Source organism: Corynebacterium gallinarum (genome assembly GCF_014837045.1).
Lineage (GTDB): Bacteria > Actinomycetota > Actinomycetes > Mycobacteriales > Mycobacteriaceae > Corynebacterium > Corynebacterium gallinarum.
The window spans coordinates 86852-102809 of sequence record NZ_JACSPR010000006.1; the positions used below are offsets into that span (position 1 = coordinate 86852).

Sequence of the window (15958 nt, forward strand, 5' to 3'; positions counted from 1 at the left end):
TGCTGCGCCCTGATCCAGACCGGTTGTGGCCGAGTGGGGCCCACACCTCAAGGTGCGCCATAAATTCATCCCATCATCCCCGAGCGGTGACACCGCCGGGCGTAGCCCACAGGGGTGAAGAGGGATTGTGAAGCGCACCGGTATAGACTACCCGGTCTTATCAGGACATATTAGCGCATTACACAGGTGGTGTCTTAATCGGTGCCCCGGACTTCGCTCTAAACGCCCTGCCATCATCCCCGAATACCCGTTTCCCGCCATGACCCCCGTTACCGGTTTCCGTGTCCACCGCTGCCGCTAGAGTGTTAGTCATGCTCAGCACGATGCAGGATGTTCCCCTCTCCCTCTCCCGGATCCTCAAGTACGGTTCCACCGTCCACGGTGACACGGTTGTCACCACCTATGACGGCGGCGAACAGGAACAGGTCACGTTCGCCGACATCGGTGCCCGTGCAGCGGCCCTGGCGCACGCACTCCATGACTCGCTCGGGATCACAGGTGACCAGCGGGTGGGTTCCCTGCTGTACAACTGCGGTGAACACCTGGAGACGATGTTCGCGGTGGCGTGCATGGGGGCGGTGTTCAACCCGATCAACAAGCAGCTGATGAACCACCAGATCTCCTACATCATCAACCACGCGGAGGATGAGGTCATCGTCGCCGATCCCCGCCTGGCGGCTCAGCTGGGTGAGGTGCTCAAGAGTTGTCCCGGCGTCCGGGCCGTGATCTTCATCGGTGATCCCGATATCCAGGAACCATCCGCCCACCTCCCGGAGGGGGTGGAGGCCTACTCCTATGAATCATTGTTGGACGGTCGATCCACCCACTTTGACTGGCCGGTCCAGGATGAGCGCACCGCGGCGGCGATCGCGTACTCCACCGGCACCACCGGCGCACCCAAGGGTGTGGTGTATTCCCACCGGTCCCTGTACCTGCAGTCCCTGAGTCTGCGCACCACCGATTCCCTCTCGGTGACCCACGGCGAGACCTTCCTGTGCTGCGTGCCGATCTACCACGTGCTCAGCTGGGGTGTTCCCATCGCGGCCTTCATGTCCGGCACCCCCCTTGTCATGCCCGGGTCGGATCTCTCCGCCCCCACCCTGGCGCGGATCATCTCCACCACACTTCCCCGGGCGGCTCACGGCGTGCCCACCCTGTGGATCCAGCTCATGGTGCACTACCTGAAGAACCCACCGGAGCGGATGTCACTGCGGGAGCTGTACGTCGGCGGTTCCGCGGTGCCCCCCGTGGTGATCACCCTGTGGGAGGAACGTTACGGCGTGGATGTGGTGCACGTCTGGGGCATGACGGAGACATCAACCGTGGGTACGGTGTCACGGCCACCATCAGGAGCCTCCGGCAGCGCCCGCTGGGCCTACCGGGTCTCCCAGGGCCGCTTCCCCGCCTCGCTGGAATACCGGGTGGTCAATGATGGCCAGGTGATGGCCTCCACAGACCGCAATGAGGGTGAGATCCAGGTCCGTGGCCCCTGGGTGACCGGGTCCTACTTCCAGTCCCCCGCCCAGGCCGAGGGCGGGTTGACGCACACCTTCGACGGTGAGGAGGCCGATGACGGCCACGCGTCATTCACCGCCGACGGCTGGCTGCGCACCGGGGATGTCGGTTCTGTCACCAGTGACGGTTTCCTCTCCATCCAGGACAGGGCCCGCGACGTGATCCGTTCCGGTGGTGAGTGGATCTACTCGGCCCAGCTGGAAAACCTCATCATGGCCACACCCGAGGTCGTGGAATGTGCAGTCATCGGTTTCCCCGATGACAAGTGGGTGGAACGCCCTCTGGCGGTCACCTTGTTGTATCCAAACGTCGAACCCACCCGGGAGACCGCGGAGAAGCTGCGTGATCAACTACGTGACCGGTTGCCGAACTGGATGCTCCCGGAGTACTGGACCTTCGTCAGTGAGATCGACAAGACCTCGGTGGGCAAATTCGACAAGAAGGATCTGCGTATGCATCTGGCCAATGGTGAATTCGAGGTGATCAAGCTCAAAGGCCCAGGTGAGAAATAGACCTGGATAGTATTGTCCCCAACCCATGGTTTTCCGATTATTTCCGGTTATAGTTGGCTTTAATCTGCACCGTTCCTAGGATGGAGTTCACATGACCACGCGCCTCTTCCTCCAGCCCGGGCCGCCTGCTCAGACACCACAGCAGCCACTGGCGCAGACCGGATCCGCTGCTCTCCCCGCCGATCTGCCTGCCGCCGGGCCTGATGGCACCCGTGTGTTGGTGGACCGTTTCGGGCGGGTCGCCCGTGACCTCCGGGTCTCGCTCACCGACCGCTGCAACCTGCGGTGCACCTACTGCATGCCGGCCGAGGGCCTGGAATGGATGCCCACGGAACAAACCCTCACCGATGAGGAGACCATCCGTCTGATCCGCATCGCCGTGGAGCAACTCGGCATCCGTCAGATCCGTTTCACCGGTGGTGAACCCCTCCTGCGCAGGAACCTCGAGGACATCATCAGCGCCACCACTGCGCTGCGCACGGATGAGGGCGAGCCGGTACGCACCGCCCTGACCACCAACGGCCTGGGCCTGGACAAACGGATCACCGGGTTGAGGGAGGCCGGCCTGGACCGGGTGAACATCTCCCTGGACACCATCGACGCGGAGCGGTACCTCGCCCTGACGCGCCGGGACCGCCTGTCCGGGGTGTTGTCCTCCATCGAGGCCGCCGTGGAATCCGGTATGCACCCCGTCAAGGTCAACGCGGTGGTCATGCCCGGGGTCAATGAGGTGGATATCGTCCCCCTGGCCACCTACTGTCTGGAACTCGGCGCGCAGCTGCGCTTCATCGAGCAGATGCCCCTCGGGCCGCGTGAACAGTGGCGGCGCGGCGACATGGTCACCGCGGCCCAGATCCTTGAGCGACTGGAGCAGGCGTTCACCCTCACCCCCGCGGAGGAACCCCGCGGTTCCGCCCCGGCTGCGCTGTGGAACGCCACCGGCCGGAGCAACCCGTCGGTCACCGGCACACTCGGCATCATCGCCTCGGTCACGCATCCGTTCTGTGGCGACTGCGACCGTTCCCGCCTGACCAGCGACGGCACCATCCGCAACTGCCTGTTCGCCCGCACCGAGACACCGTTGCGCGACCTCATGCGCGCCGGGTCCACGGATGAGGAGCTCGCCGCGGTGTGGGCGGGGGCCATGTGGGTGAAGAAACCCGGTCACGGCATCGATGATGAGGGTTTCCTGCAGCCTGACCGTCCCATGTCCGCCATCGGTGGGTGACGCGTTCATGCCCACCGCCAGCATCACCGAGCATCTCACCCGAGTGCTGTCCCTGTGCACCCCGGCCGCGCCGGTGACCCTGCCCGTGCCGGAGGCGACCGGCTGCGTGCTGGCGGCCGATGCCCACGCCATCCTCCCGGTCCCGCCGTTTTCCAACTCCGCGATGGACGGTTTCCTCGTCCACGCCTCCGATCTCGCCGAGGGATCCGTCATCACGCTGCCTGTTGTCGGTGACGTACCCGCGGGTGGCGGTGCGATCACCCCAGCCCCGGGCACGGCAGTGCGCATCATGACCGGCGCGGCCATCGCGGATCCGCACGGCCTGGTGGTCATCCCCGTCGAGGACACCTCCGCCGACCCCGGCCCCCAGGACCTCCCGGAGACCGTGACCATCAGCTCCTACCGGGGTCGTGCCCACATCCGTCCGCGCGGGGACAATGTGAACACCGGCGATGTGCTCGCCGGGGCGGGTGACACCGTCGATGCCGGCCTGCTGGCCGGGCTCATCTCCGCCGGCGTGCGGGAGGTGTCCGTGTTCCCCGCGCCCGCGGTCACGGTGCTCAGCAGCGGGGATGAGCTTGTCGACGCCCGATACACCCCCACCACCGGTCAGATCCCCGACTCCAACCGCCCCATGGTGGCACAACTGCTCCGGGAGCTGGGTATCACCCACGTCACCGAGCTGCACACCGGTGATGATCCCGCCGACTTCACCGCCGCCCTCCGTGAGGCCGTGGACCACAGCCACCTCATCATCACCACCGGCGGGGTCGCGGCCGGTGCCTTCGACGTGGTGAAAACCGTGATGAGCGCAGGTGACATGTGGTTCGGGCATGTGGATATGCAGCCAGGCAAGACCCAGGGGGCGGGAAGCTGGGCCGGGGTGCCCGTGCTCTGCCTGCCCGGCAACCCGGTGGCGGCGTATGTCTCCTTCCTCATGTTTGTCACACCCGCGATCGCACGACTCCGGGGACGCGACACCCCGGCCGACCTTGATTCCCGACCCCGTGTCACGGCCACCGCCTGCGCCCCCTTCCCCAGTGCCAGGGCGAAGAACCTCATTGTCCCGGTCCGCCTGACCTGGGATGCCAACGGTGCGGGTGCATCACCCTTCACCCGGGCAGGTCGGGGCAGTCACTTCGCGGCCTCCCTCAACGGCGTCGGCGGGTTTGTGCTCATCCCGCCGGGTGGGACCGGACCACAGGCGGGCGGGAAGGTCACGGTGTATCTGACATGAACGTGATCATTCTCGCCGGTGGGCAGGGCACCCGCATGGGCGGGGTGGACAAGGCATCGGTCCAGCTCAATGGGCGTCGCTTGGTGGACCACCTCCTGGGCCAGCTTAAGGGACACGACGTCATTGTGGTCTCACCCCACCTCCTGCCGGGCGTCGCCACCACCAGTGAACAGCCCCCCTTCGGTGGTCCGGTCGCCGGCATCGCCGCGGGGATCGCCGCGCTGGACCACCACAGCGACGTCACCGCCATCCTGGCCGTGGACGCCCCCCACTCCGCGGAGATGCTCCCGGCACTGCAGGCGGCGCTCGGTACCGCCGATGTCGCGGTCACCGTGGCCGCCGACGGGTGGATCCAACCCCTGTGCGCGGTGTGGCGCACCACCTCGCTCATTGAGGCCCTCACCAGCCTGGGGGAGGTTCGTGACCGACCCGTCAAGGCGCTGCTCAGGCAGGCGGCCACGGTGGTGGAGGTACCCGGTGACGGCACAGAGGCGGATTATGACACCCTCGGGGAACTGACCACGCTCGGAGAGGTCGAGCTGCCCCGCACACGCTGAACCACCGGGGACGGTGCGGCGTCGACAAGCACGCGTTTAGTAGAGACGCTCGAAGATCGGGCCCAGCAGCGGGCAGACCACCCCGAGCGCATCACGGACACCACCCGGGGAGCCGGGGGTGTTGACGATGAGGCTCGATCCGCTCTCGCGCGTGGTCAGGCCCACCAGTCCGCGGGACAGGCCGGCCTGGTTGGTGGCGGACAGGCCCGCGATGAGGATCTGGGTCATCACGGCGGGCAGCTGCGTCTCCAGGAGTGGCTCGGTGGCCTCCGGGGTCCGGTTGCGCGGGCCCACCCCGGTGCCCCCGATGGTGACGATGACCCGCACCCCGCGGTGGATCGCCGACTCGAGTTCCCCGGCCACCCCCTCGTGGCCCTCCGGGACCGTCACCGCGGACACCACCTCCACGCCCGCCTGCGACAGCAGCTCACGGGCGACAACACCGGCCCGATCCTCCCGCTCGCCGGATACCACCCGGTCCGATACGGTGATGACCGCACCGGTCAGCTCCATTCCCTGCACCGCCATGGACGACTACCTCTCTCCTGCGCTCCCACCCCCGAAAATGGGGGAAATTTAAAACCACATTTAAACGGACATCCGGTAAAACACCCAACATGCTGGACGTGAATTAGAGCACATTTATGTTGCGTAATTTTCAACGGGTTAAATCGTATTAAAGATGACCTTAGCAGGTCAGACCGTGTTAGATTAGGTTCAATGTAGTCACGGAAGGGTTTCCGGGAAGCCCTTCGACCCTAATCAGAAGAGGCATAAAGTGACAGAACTCAACACAAAGGGAAAAACTCTCCACGGGTGGGATCCCGAGGTCCCCGAACAGTGGGATTCCAGGATTGCCTGGCGCACCCTGTCCATCACAACGTTTTCCCTCATCATCGGTTTCAGCGTCTGGTACCTGGTCTCGGCCATCGCGCCCCTGCTCAACCGCATCGGTTTCGACCTCAGCGCAGCGCAGCTCTACTGGCTGACCGCGGTGCCGGGGCTGGCCGGAGGTATTCTCCGCCTGGTCTTCATGTTCCTGCCCGCCCGCATCGGCACACGCAACCTGGTGGGACTCTCCTCAGCGCTGTTCCTCATCCCCATGTTCGGCTGGTTCCTCGCGGTCCAGGATGCCAACACCCCCTACTGGTGGCTGCTGGTTCTGGCGGCCCTGACCGGCATTGGCGGTGGTTGCTTCTCCGGGTACATGCCCTCCACCGGCTGGTTCTTCCCCAGGGCCAAGTCCGGCACCGCCCTGGGCATCCAGGCGGGTGTGGGCAACCTGGGTGTCTCCGTCATCCAGTTCCTCGGCCCGTGGGTGATGGGTTTCGGTCTGCTGGGCATCGGTTTCATCACCCCGCAGCGTACCGCTGAGGGCAGTGAGGTCTTCGTCCACAACGCCGCCATCGTGCTGGTGCCGTGGGCGATCCTGGCCTCGGTCCTGGCCTTCCTGTTCCTCAAGGACATCCCGATGAAGGTGAACTTCCGGGACCAGTTGAACTTCTTCCGCAACAAGAACACCTGGATCCTCAGCGTCGTCTACATGATGACCTTCGGGGCCTTCGCGGGTTTCGCCGCGCAGTTCGGTCTGATCATCAACAACCACTTCGGCATCGCCTCCCCGATGGCGGAGCAGTTCCCCGCGGAGGCGCTGCACGCCGGTGCCACCTACGCCTTCCTCGGCCCACTCATCAGTGCCCTGGTCCGCGCGGGCTGGGGCCCACTGTGTGACCGGTTCGGTGGCGCTGTGTGGACCTTCATCAGTGGCGTGGGCATGATCGCCTCCACCGTGGCCGCCGCCATCTTCCTGTCACGGGCGGAGACCCCGGATGATTTCTACCCGTTCCTGTGGTCCATGCTCGCCCTGTTCTTCTTCACCGGTATCGGCAACGCCGGCACCTTCAAGCAGATGCCCATGATCCTGCCCAGGAAACAGGCCGGAGGTGTCATCGGGTGGACCGGAGCCATCGGCGCATTCGGACCCTTCGTGGTCGGTGTGCTGCTCTCCATGACCCCCACCGTTACCTTCTACTGGGGTTGTGTGGTCTTCTTCACCTTCGCCACCGCCCTGACCTGGATCTACTACGCACGCCCGAACGCCCCGTTCCCGGGATAACCGAAAGGCTCTCCACACATGACTACCACCGATAGCAAGACCGACTCCGTCAACCCCCTGTTCAAGCTGGGCAGCTACCTGCGCAAGGGCAAGGTCGGCCCCGAGGGTCAGCAGATCTTCCTCAAGGGCGGGCGTAGGGCCGATGTGTTCTACCGCAACCGCTGGGCCTTCGACAAGATGGTCCGCTCCACCCACGGTGTGAACTGCACCGGTTCCTGCTCCTGGAAGGTCTACGTCCGGGATGGCGTGATCACCTGGGAGTCCCAGGCGGTGGACTACCCCACCACCGGCCCCGACATGCCGGATTACGAACCCCGTGGTTGCCCCCGTGGCGCGTCGTTTTCCTGGTACACCTACTCCCCGACGCGCATCCGCTACCCGTATGTGCGCGGTGTACTGGTGGATATGTACCGGGAGGCGAAGAAACGCCACGGGGATCCCGTGCTGGCGTGGCGGGAGATCGTCGAAACGCCCGAGAAACGCCAGGCGTACATCTCCCAGCGCGGCAAGGGTGGGTTGATCCGCGTCCAGTACCACGAGGCCATCGAGATCGCCGCGGCCGCCCACATCTACACCATCCGCAATTACGGCCCCGACCGCATCCACGGTTTCACCGTCATCCCCGCGATGTCCCAGGTCTCCTACGGCGCCGGCACCCGCTTCCTGCAGATGATCGGTGGCGTGGCCCTGTCCTTCTACGACTGGTACGCCGACCTCCCACCATCCTCCCCGCAGACCTTCGGCGACCAGACCGACGTTCCGGAATCCGGTGACTGGTACAACTCCAGCTACCTGATGATGTGGGGCTCCAACATCCCGGTGACCCGTACCCCGGACTCCCACTTCATGGTGGAGGCCCGCTACCGCGGCACGAAGGTGGTCGTGGTGTCCCCCGATTTCGCGGATTCCACCAAGTTCGCCGATGAGTGGGCGAGGATCAACCCCGGCACCGACGGTGCCCTGGCGTTCGCCATGGGCCATGTGATCCTCAAGGAATTCCACGTCGACCGGCAGACCCCGTACTTCCTCGACTACATGTGCAAATACACCGACGCGCCCTTCCTGGTGGAACTGGATGAGCGCGGTGACGGCACCTACACCCCGGGCAAGTTCCTCACCGCCGCCGGTGCGGCCTCCTTCGCCCCGGACCTGGCTGCCACGCCCAACGCCACCCACCGCCTGCTCACCATCCAGGCCGACGGTCAGATCGTCGACCCGGGCGGCACCGTCGCCGACCGCTGGGGTGAGGAGGGCATGGGCAAATGGAACCTCCGTCAGGATGGCGTCGACACGGTCATGTCCGTCGCCGAGGTCACGGGTGCCACCGCTGCCACCGGTACCGCCGAGCTGCTCTTCCCCCGCTTTGACCTCGCCCCCACCGGCGCCGGGGAGACCGGCCCGGTCGGCGCGGGTGTCATCTCCCGTGGCGTGCCCACCGTGGAGGTCGGTGGCCGGAAGTTCACCACCGTCTTCGATGTCATGCTCGCCCACTACGGTGTCAACCGTGAGGAACTCAACCTGCCCGGTGAATGGCCGGTGGACTACCACGATCCGGTCATGGGCACACCCGCCTGGCAGGAGGAGCTCACCGGAGTCCCGGCCAACCAGGCCATCCGCATCGGCCGGGAATTCGCCCAGAACGCCGATGATTCCAAGGGCCGATCCCAGATCATCATGGGAGCCGGTGTCAACCACTACTTCCACGCCGATTCCATCTACCGTACGTTCCTGGCCCTGACCTCCATGTGTGGTACCCAGGGTGTCAACGGTGGTGGCTGGGCCCACTACGTCGGCCAGGAGAAACTCCGTCCCTCCACCGGCTGGGGTCTCTACGCGTTCGCCACCGACTGGCAGCGCCCGCCGCGTCAGATGATCACCACCGGCTTCTACTACCTCACCACCGACCAGTGGAGGTATGACAACACCCGCGCCGACCGCCTGTCCTCACCCCTGGCCAACCGCGGTTCCGTGGGCGACAAGCTGACCTCGGACACCCTGATCGAGTCGATGAAACGCGGGTGGATGCCGGCCTACCCGCAGTTCAACCGCAACCCGCTGCTGCTCTCCCAGGAGGCTGCGGACAGGGGTGTCACCGTCCAGGAGCACATCGCCGGGCAGCTGAACTCCGGCGAGCTTGAATTCGCCTGCGAGGACCCGGATGCACCGGAGAACTGGCCCCGCATCCTGCTCAACTGGCGCACCAACCTCATGGGTTCCTCCGCCAAGGGCACCGAGTTCTTCCTCCGGCACATGCTCGGCGTAGACTCCGATGCCACCGCCCAGGAACTCGGTCCCGATGAGCGCCCCGCCTCCATCCGGTGGCACGAGAAGGCCCCGGAGGGCAAGCTCGATCTGATGCTGACCACGGATTTCCGCAACACCTCCACCACCCTGGTCTCCGACATCGTGCTGCCCGCGGCCACCTGGTACGAGAAGCACGATCTGTCCACCACGGACATGCACCCGTTCATCCACTCCTTCAACGCGGCCATCAACCCACCCTGGGAGACCCGCTCCGACTGGGAGGTCTTCCACGACCTGGCGAAGGAATTCAGTCAGCATGCCGGGAAGTGGCTGGGCACCCAGACCGATGTCATCGCCGCACCGATCGCCCATGACACCGCCGATGAACTGAGCATGCCCGGCGGCATCGTCCCCGACCTGGAACGGGAGGGATATGTCCCCGGCCGGACCATGGCCAAGCTCATCCCGGTGGAACGTGACTACACCCAGGTCTATGAGAAGTGGAACCACCTGGGGCCCCTGCCGGAGAAGCTGGGCACCGGCACCCACGGCACCCCGTATAACGTGACCAAGCAGGTGCAGGAGATGGCACTGATCAACGGCACCGGCATGACGCAGGCCGCCGGTGAACGACCACTGTTGAACTCTGCGGTCAAGGCCATCGAGATGATCCTGCACCTGTCGGGTGTGAGCAACGGCCAGGTGGCCGCCGAGGGCTTCCGCAACCAGGGGGCACGCGTGGGAACCGACATGATGGATCTCATCGCCGGCCAGGAGGGCACCCTCATCAACTGGGACCAGGTCAAGGAACGCCCCATGGAGGTCATCACCTCACCGGAGTGGTCCGCGGATAAGCGCAATGGTCGCCGCTACACCGCGTTTTCGATCAACATCGAGTACGACAAGCCCTGGCACACCCTCTCCGGGCGCATGCACTACTACCTCGACCATGACTGGTTCATCGACTACGGCGAGCAGCTGCCCATCTTCCGACCACCGCTGGACAAGATCCACATCAACGGTGAGATGGGGCCGGGTGAGACCTCAACCGGCCGCGATGGTGAGCCCGAGGTGTCCGTCCGCTACCTCACCCCGCACAACAAGTGGTCGATCCACTCGCAGTACTACGACAACCTGCACCTGCTGACCATCTCCCGCGGTGGCCAGGTCATTTGGATGTCGGATAAGGATGCGGCGAAGATCGGCGTGAAGGACAACGACTGGATCGAGGCCTACAACCGCAATGGTGTGGTCTCCGCGCGTGCGATCGTCTCCTACCGCATCCCGGAGGGCACGGTCTTCATGAACCACGCCCAGGAACGCACCACGGGAACCCCGATCAACGAGCGAACCGGCAGGCGCGGTGGTACCCACAACTCGCTGACCCGCATCATGATCAAACCGATCCACGTGGCCGGTGGCTACGGCCAGCTCACCTACGGCTTCAACTACATCGGACCAACCGGAAACAACCGCGACGAGGTCACCCGGATCCGTCGCCGCTCCCAGGAGGTGCAGTACTAATGAAGGTCATGGCGCAGATCGCAATGATCATGAACCTGGACAAGTGCATCGGATGCCACACCTGCTCCGTCACCTGTAAGCAGGCATGGACCAACCGCGAAGGCACGGAATACATCTGGTTCAACAACGTCGAGACCCGCCCCGGTGTGGGTTATCCCCGTGGCTGGGAGGACCAGGACAAGTGGGAGGGAGGCTGGGTCCGGACCAATTCCGGCAAGCTGAAGCCGAAAGCCGGTGGACGCCTGAAGAAACTGGCCACCATCTTCCACAACCCCAAGCTGCCCACCATCGATGACTACTACGTGCCGTGGTCCTATGACTACGACAAGCTGCTGTCCGCCCCGGCCGGCCAGGCCACCCAGCCGACCGCCCGACCCATCAGTCAGCTCGATGGCCGTCCCATCGACAAGATCGAGTGGTCGTCGAACTGGGATGACAACCTCGGTGGTTCGAATGCGACCATGGACGAGGATCCGGTGCTGGAGAAGATGAACCTCCAGGTAGCGAAGGAGATCGAACATTCCTTCATGTTCTACCTCCCGCGCATCTGTGAACACTGCCTCAACCCCACCTGCGTGTCCTCCTGCCCGTCGGGCGCGATGTACAAGCGTGCGGAGGACGGCATCGTCCTGGTCGACCAGGATCACTGCCGCGGTTGGCGCATGTGCGTCTCGGGCTGCCCGTACAAGAAGGTCTACTTCAACCACAAGTCCGGCAAGGCCGAGAAATGTACCCTGTGCTACCCGCGTCTGGAGGTCGGCCAGCCGACCGTGTGCTCCGAGACGTGCGTCGGCCGCCTGCGGTACCTGGGCGTCCTGCTTTACGACGCCGATCGTGTCGCCGAGGTAGCAGCCACCCCGAACGAACAGGACCTCTTCGAAGCCCAGAAGACCCTGTTCCTCGACCCGCACGACCCGGAGGTCATCGCCGCCGCCGAGCGGGAGAACATCCCCCACACCTGGATCGAGGCTGCCCAGCAGTCCCCCATCTATGATCTGATCTTCACCTACGAGTTGGCACTGCCGCTGCACCCGGAGTACCGCACCCTGCCGATGGTCTGGTACATCCCGCCGCTGTCGCCCATCGTTGATGAGGTCACCGCCTCCGGCAACGACGGTGAGGACCACAAGATCCTGCTCACGGCCCTGTCCACCATGCGCATCCCGCTGGAGTACCTGGCGGGTCTGTTCACCGCGGGTGATACCCGGCCGGTGGAGAAATCCCTGCGCAGACTCGCGGCGATGCGATCCTATATGCGGGATATCAACCTGGGCAATGAACCCCGGGAGGAGATCGCGGAGGCTGTGGGTATGGACGGGAAGAAGATCCAGCAGATGTACCGTCTGCTGGCCATCGCCAAATACGACGACCGCTATGTCATCCCCACCGCCTCCCCGGAGACCCCACGCGGAATCCAGGGACTCGACCCCTTCGGCAATGTGGATCCCATCGGCGCGGCGGAATCCCTCAACGTCGGACTCGGCGAGGGTGCCCCGGAGGCCTGTGGGACCGGGGTGCCGGCAGCCGCCGGCCGCGTGAGCCTGGCCTCGTGGAACCCCGGTGAGCGCCCAGATTCAATGTTCCCGGACCGGCAGGGCTGATACGCGACCATGGCTATCCACCGCACCCACACCGGCACCGTTCCGCAGGAACTGGTCAAACGGATCCCGATGAATGACCACCAGAGACGACTGGTGTTTATGACCGGTTCCCTGCTCCTGGACTATCCGGAGGAGGATTTCGTCGACAAGCTCACCGCCGTCGAGGAGCAGCTCGACCAGCTGCCGCTGCCGGTGGCAGCCCAGGTGGTCGAGTTCGTCGACCACGCCCGGGTCAAGGGTCTGCGCTGGCTGCAGGAACACTATGTGGAGACCTTCGATCAGCGTCGACGGTGTTCACTGTTCCTCACCTACTACGCCGTCGGGGACACCCGTCAGCGTGGTACCGCCATCCTGGCGTTCCGGGACACCCTCCGGGCGCTGGGGTTCGACATCGAGCGTGATGAACTGCCCGACCACCTCTGTGTGGTCCTGGAGGCGGCTGCCCTGGCGGACCCGGAGCTTTTCGACAACGCCACCGACGTCCTCGCCGCGCACCGCGACGGCATCGAGGTGCTGCGCTCCGCCCTGGACAACCTCGACTCCCCCTACCGTCACCTGGTCATCGCCCTGTGTCAGGCCCTACCCCAGATCGATCAGGAGACCGCCGACAGTTATCTCGAACTGATCCGCACAGGTCCCCCCGCGGAGATGGTCGGACTCGGCACACCACTTCCCTTCCCGACATCACAACCGGACAATTAAAGGAACCGTGAGATCATGTCCAATTTTGAGACCTTCCTCTGGGTGGCCTTCCCCTGGCTGTGCATCGCCGCCTTCATCATCGGTATCTCCTGGCGCTGGCGCACCGATCAGTTCGGCTGGACCACGCACTCCTCCCAGATCTACGAATCGAAACTGCTGCGCCTCAGCTCCCCGCTGTTCCACTGGGGCATGGTCTTCGTGGTCATCGGCCACCTCATGGGTCTGGCCATCCCGAAGAGCTGGACCTCGGCGGTCGGGATCTCCGATGCGGCCTACCACCTCATCGCGACCATCCCTGGCACCATCGCCGGTGTCGCCGTGGTGCTCGGACTCATCGGCCTGCTCTACCGCAGGATCGCCAACCGCACCGTCTTCCTGTCCACCTCCAAGTCGGACAAGGTGATGTACCTCCTGCTGGGGGCGGCGATCCTCTCCGGGTTCATCGCCACCCTGTCCACCCAGGTCTTCGGCGGACCCCACGGATATGACTACCGGGAAACCATCTCCCCGTGGCTGCGCCAGCTGCTGATCTTCAATGCCCAGCCGGAACTGATGATGGATGTCCCCTGGGAGTTCAAGGTCCACGTCGTGGCCGGCTTCACCCTCATCGCCGTGTGGCCGTTCACCCGCCTGGTGCACGCATTCTCCGCACCCGTCGGTTACACCACCCGCCCATATGTCGTCTACCGTTCCCGCGACATCACCGCGCGCCCGGTACGGCACGATTCCGGGTGGGATCCGGTGCGCTCCGTCAAGACACAGCATGACGACGAGGCCCGCTGGCACGGTGCCTGAGCGGAGTCTCACACCTCGGGCGCAACATTAATGAGGGTGTTTCAGTAGTAAATATGTTAAGGTTTTTGACATAATTACTGTGGCTGCCCACTTTCTGTCGGTCGACGGATAACCCGCCGGCCGGCAGCCCGCACCCCCACTCCTGCACCTTGAGAGATGATTGCCGTGAATGAGAATCCTGCACCGCAGGCCGCCACCGAGCTTTTCACCGAGTCCTACCGACTCAGCCCAAAGCAGCGGGAGGTGCTCACGGTGCTGCAGGGCTTCCCGGAAGGCGCCCGTGCAATCGACGTTGCCAAGACGCTGGATATGCACGTCAACACCGCCCGTGGCCACCTGGAAGAACTGGTCGCCCAGGATGCCGTCCGTGTGGTCACCGCCCCCGCCAAGGGTCGCGGTCGCCCCTCACTGATCTTCCAGACACGGGTGCCGGATAACCGTGCTGTGGCACAGGAGTACATCACCCTCATCGAACTGATGGCCTCCCTCCTCGGCGCCTCCGACGAGGATGTCTTCCAGGACCCCGCCATGCACGCCAAGGCCAAGGCGGTGGGCACCCAGTGGGCCGCCATCATGGGATCCCAAGCCTCCGGGTGGGAGACGCTGGAGACGGCCCTGGCCCCGGTGCTCGCCCGTCTGCGCGCCATGGGTTTCGATCCCACCACCGAAAATGCCCAGCGCACCGAGGTACCAGAGCCCGCTGGACCGCCGGCAGATACCTCAGGGGATGTCTCCATCCACCTCAACAGCTGCCCCTTCATCATCGACGGCAAACGCCCGTCATCGTTTGTCTGCGCCGTGCATGAGGGATTCATCGAGGAGAGTCTGCGGACCCCGGACAGGATCTCCCTGGAGCTCAAGCCCTTCAACGCCCCCGGTTCCTGTGAGGTCCGCGTGACCCAGGCCGGTTGATATCCGTCAAAGATGAAACAAGGCTGCCCCCGTTGCGGGGGCAGCCTTGTTTCAGGTTTTTAAGGTTGAAGCACCTCTACTCGTGGACGACCTCGATCCGCACGGGTTCGGCGACCTCGAGTTCAATCACCCGAAGACCCGCCTCACGGGCATCATCGAGAATCCTGTCGGCCACCGGCTCGGTGGACAACACCATCACGGTCGGCCCGGCACCGGAGAGGTAGGCGGCGTAACCACGGTTGCGCAGACGGTTCACCCACTCCGCGGTCACCGGGAGCACATCGGCACGGTACGGCTGGTGCAGACGGTCACGGGTCCCCTCCCACAGCAGGTCAGGGCGCTGCTGCAGGGCGACAATCATGACGGCGACGCGGGAGACGTTGAACCGGGCATCGATATGGGTGACATCCGAGGGCAGGACGCGACGCACGGCCTCGGTGGAGGCATGGAAATCCGGCACGAGTGCCGTGGCACGGATCCCCTCATGCACGTCAAGCCCCACCGCGCGGTACTCCGGCTGGCTCTTGCCATCCACCGGGAGGTTGGTCCAGGAGACCACCGCCCCACCGAGGACAGAGGCCGCGGCATTGTCGGGGTGTCCCTCGAACGCGGAGGCCAGCTGAACCACCTGCTCCTGAGTCAGGGGGAAACCTGCCAGACCATTGGCTGCCGCGACACCCGCGACGGCTGCCGCCGCGGAGGAACCGAGCCCGCGGGACTGCGGGATGTTGTTGTGACACACCACGCGCAGACCGGGCACCTCGGCGTCAGCGGCCTTGAGCCCGGAACGGATGGCCTTGACCACCAGATGTGATCCGTCGAGTGGGACCTCACCCTGGCCCTCACCGAACACCTCGACCTCGAGGCCCGACTGGATGATCTCCACCTCGACGGTGTCATACACCGACAGTGCCAGACCGAGTGTGTCAAAGCCTGGGCCGAGGTTCGCGGAGGATCCGGGAACCGTGACTGTGACCTTCCGGCCCACATTCAGTTCGATCGCCATGGTTTGCTA

At 64.7% G+C, this 15958-nt stretch carries 12 protein-coding genes; 10 read left to right on the plus strand and 2 right to left on the minus strand.

The features are described 5' to 3' along the window. Positions 1-311 precede the first annotated feature (311 nt). The 4 genes from H9627_RS09495 (at position 312) to H9627_RS09510 (ending at position 5049) form a co-directional block, all read left to right on the plus strand. The gene (locus H9627_RS09495) at positions 312-2027 is read left to right on the plus strand and encodes a long-chain fatty-acid--CoA ligase (RefSeq protein ID WP_191733802.1); all 1716 of its coding nucleotides are present in this window, start codon (positions 312-314) and stop codon (positions 2025-2027) included. A 91-nt stretch (positions 2028-2118) separates the two neighbouring features. Next, a complete protein-coding gene (gene moaA / locus H9627_RS09500) occupies positions 2119-3255 on the plus strand; it encodes a GTP 3',8-cyclase MoaA (protein ID WP_191733803.1) in 1137 nt (378 codons plus the stop codon). A gap of 7 nt (positions 3256-3262) precedes the next feature. After that, positions 3263-4492 carry a molybdopterin molybdotransferase MoeA gene (locus H9627_RS09505; RefSeq protein ID WP_225213710.1) on the plus strand — a complete coding sequence of 410 codons (1230 nt, stop codon included), beginning with the start codon at positions 3263-3265 and terminating at the stop codon, positions 4490-4492. Further along, a complete protein-coding gene (locus H9627_RS09510) occupies positions 4489-5049 on the plus strand; it encodes a molybdenum cofactor guanylyltransferase (RefSeq protein WP_191733805.1) in 561 nt (186 codons plus the stop codon). Before H9627_RS09505 ends, H9627_RS09510 begins: the two co-directional genes overlap by 4 nt. Before the next feature lie 36 nt (positions 5050-5085). Here H9627_RS09510 and H9627_RS09515 read toward each other — a convergent pair whose 3' ends face one another. Continuing rightward, positions 5086-5577: a MogA/MoaB family molybdenum cofactor biosynthesis protein gene (locus tag H9627_RS09515; protein ID WP_191733806.1), complete on the minus strand. Its 492-nt coding sequence runs from the start codon at positions 5575-5577 to the stop codon at positions 5086-5088. Between the two features lie 250 nt (positions 5578-5827). Between H9627_RS09515 and H9627_RS09520 the strand changes: the two genes are divergently transcribed. The 6 genes from H9627_RS09520 (at position 5828) to H9627_RS09545 (ending at position 14943) form a co-directional block, all read left to right on the plus strand. Further along, complete coding sequence (locus H9627_RS09520; protein WP_191733807.1) at positions 5828-7165, plus strand: nitrate/nitrite transporter; 1338 nt, start codon at positions 5828-5830, stop codon at positions 7163-7165. 18 nt (positions 7166-7183) lie between these two features. Further along, positions 7184-10933, plus strand: a complete 3750-nt coding sequence (locus H9627_RS09525) for a nitrate reductase subunit alpha (protein ID WP_191733808.1) — start codon at positions 7184-7186, stop codon at positions 10931-10933. After that, the gene (gene narH / locus H9627_RS09530; RefSeq protein WP_191733809.1) at positions 10933-12534 is read left to right on the plus strand and encodes a nitrate reductase subunit beta; all 1602 of its coding nucleotides are present in this window, start codon (positions 10933-10935) and stop codon (positions 12532-12534) included. The genes H9627_RS09525 and narH overlap by 1 nt, the downstream gene beginning before the upstream one ends. 9 nt (positions 12535-12543) lie before the next feature. Continuing rightward, complete coding sequence (narJ, locus tag H9627_RS09535; protein ID WP_191733810.1) at positions 12544-13236, plus strand: nitrate reductase molybdenum cofactor assembly chaperone; 693 nt, start codon at positions 12544-12546, stop codon at positions 13234-13236. A 15-nt stretch (positions 13237-13251) separates the two neighbouring features. Then, positions 13252-14031, plus strand: a complete 780-nt coding sequence (narI, locus tag H9627_RS09540) for a respiratory nitrate reductase subunit gamma (protein ID WP_191733811.1) — start codon at positions 13252-13254, stop codon at positions 14029-14031. A gap of 156 nt (positions 14032-14187) precedes the next feature. Next, a complete protein-coding gene (locus H9627_RS09545) occupies positions 14188-14943 on the plus strand; it encodes a helix-turn-helix transcriptional regulator (protein ID WP_191733812.1) in 756 nt (251 codons plus the stop codon). A 76-nt stretch (positions 14944-15019) separates the two neighbouring features. On the opposite strand, the gene thrB is transcribed toward H9627_RS09545, so the two are convergent. After that, complete coding sequence (thrB, locus tag H9627_RS09550) at positions 15020-15949, minus strand: homoserine kinase (RefSeq protein WP_191733813.1); 930 nt, start codon at positions 15947-15949, stop codon at positions 15020-15022. Positions 15950-15958: the final 9 nt, after the last annotated feature.

Excerpts from the sequence above, each read along its gene's own strand:
- H9627_RS09495 (WP_191733802.1), top strand. The coding sequence starts at position 312 with ATGCTCAGCACGATGCAGGATGTTCCCCTCTCCCTCTCCCGGATCCTC.
- moaA (WP_191733803.1), top strand. The coding sequence starts at position 2,119 with ATGACCACGCGCCTCTTCCTCCAGCCCGGGCCGCCTGCTCAGACACCA.
- H9627_RS09505 (WP_225213710.1), top strand. The coding sequence starts at position 3,263 with ATGCCCACCGCCAGCATCACCGAGCATCTCACCCGAGTGCTGTCCCTG.
- H9627_RS09510 (WP_191733805.1), top strand. The coding sequence starts at position 4,489 with ATGAACGTGATCATTCTCGCCGGTGGGCAGGGCACCCGCATGGGCGGG.
- H9627_RS09515 (WP_191733806.1), bottom strand. The coding sequence starts at position 5,577 with ATGGCGGTGCAGGGAATGGAGCTGACCGGTGCGGTCATCACCGTATCG.
- H9627_RS09525 (WP_191733808.1), top strand. The coding sequence starts at position 7,184 with ATGACTACCACCGATAGCAAGACCGACTCCGTCAACCCCCTGTTCAAG.
- narH (WP_191733809.1), top strand. The coding sequence starts at position 10,933 with ATGAAGGTCATGGCGCAGATCGCAATGATCATGAACCTGGACAAGTGC.
- narJ (WP_191733810.1), top strand. The coding sequence starts at position 12,544 with ATGGCTATCCACCGCACCCACACCGGCACCGTTCCGCAGGAACTGGTC.
- narI (WP_191733811.1), top strand. The coding sequence starts at position 13,252 with ATGTCCAATTTTGAGACCTTCCTCTGGGTGGCCTTCCCCTGGCTGTGC.
- H9627_RS09545 (WP_191733812.1), top strand. The coding sequence starts at position 14,188 with ATGATTGCCGTGAATGAGAATCCTGCACCGCAGGCCGCCACCGAGCTT.
- thrB (WP_191733813.1), bottom strand. The coding sequence starts at position 15,949 with ATGGCGATCGAACTGAATGTGGGCCGGAAGGTCACAGTCACGGTTCCC.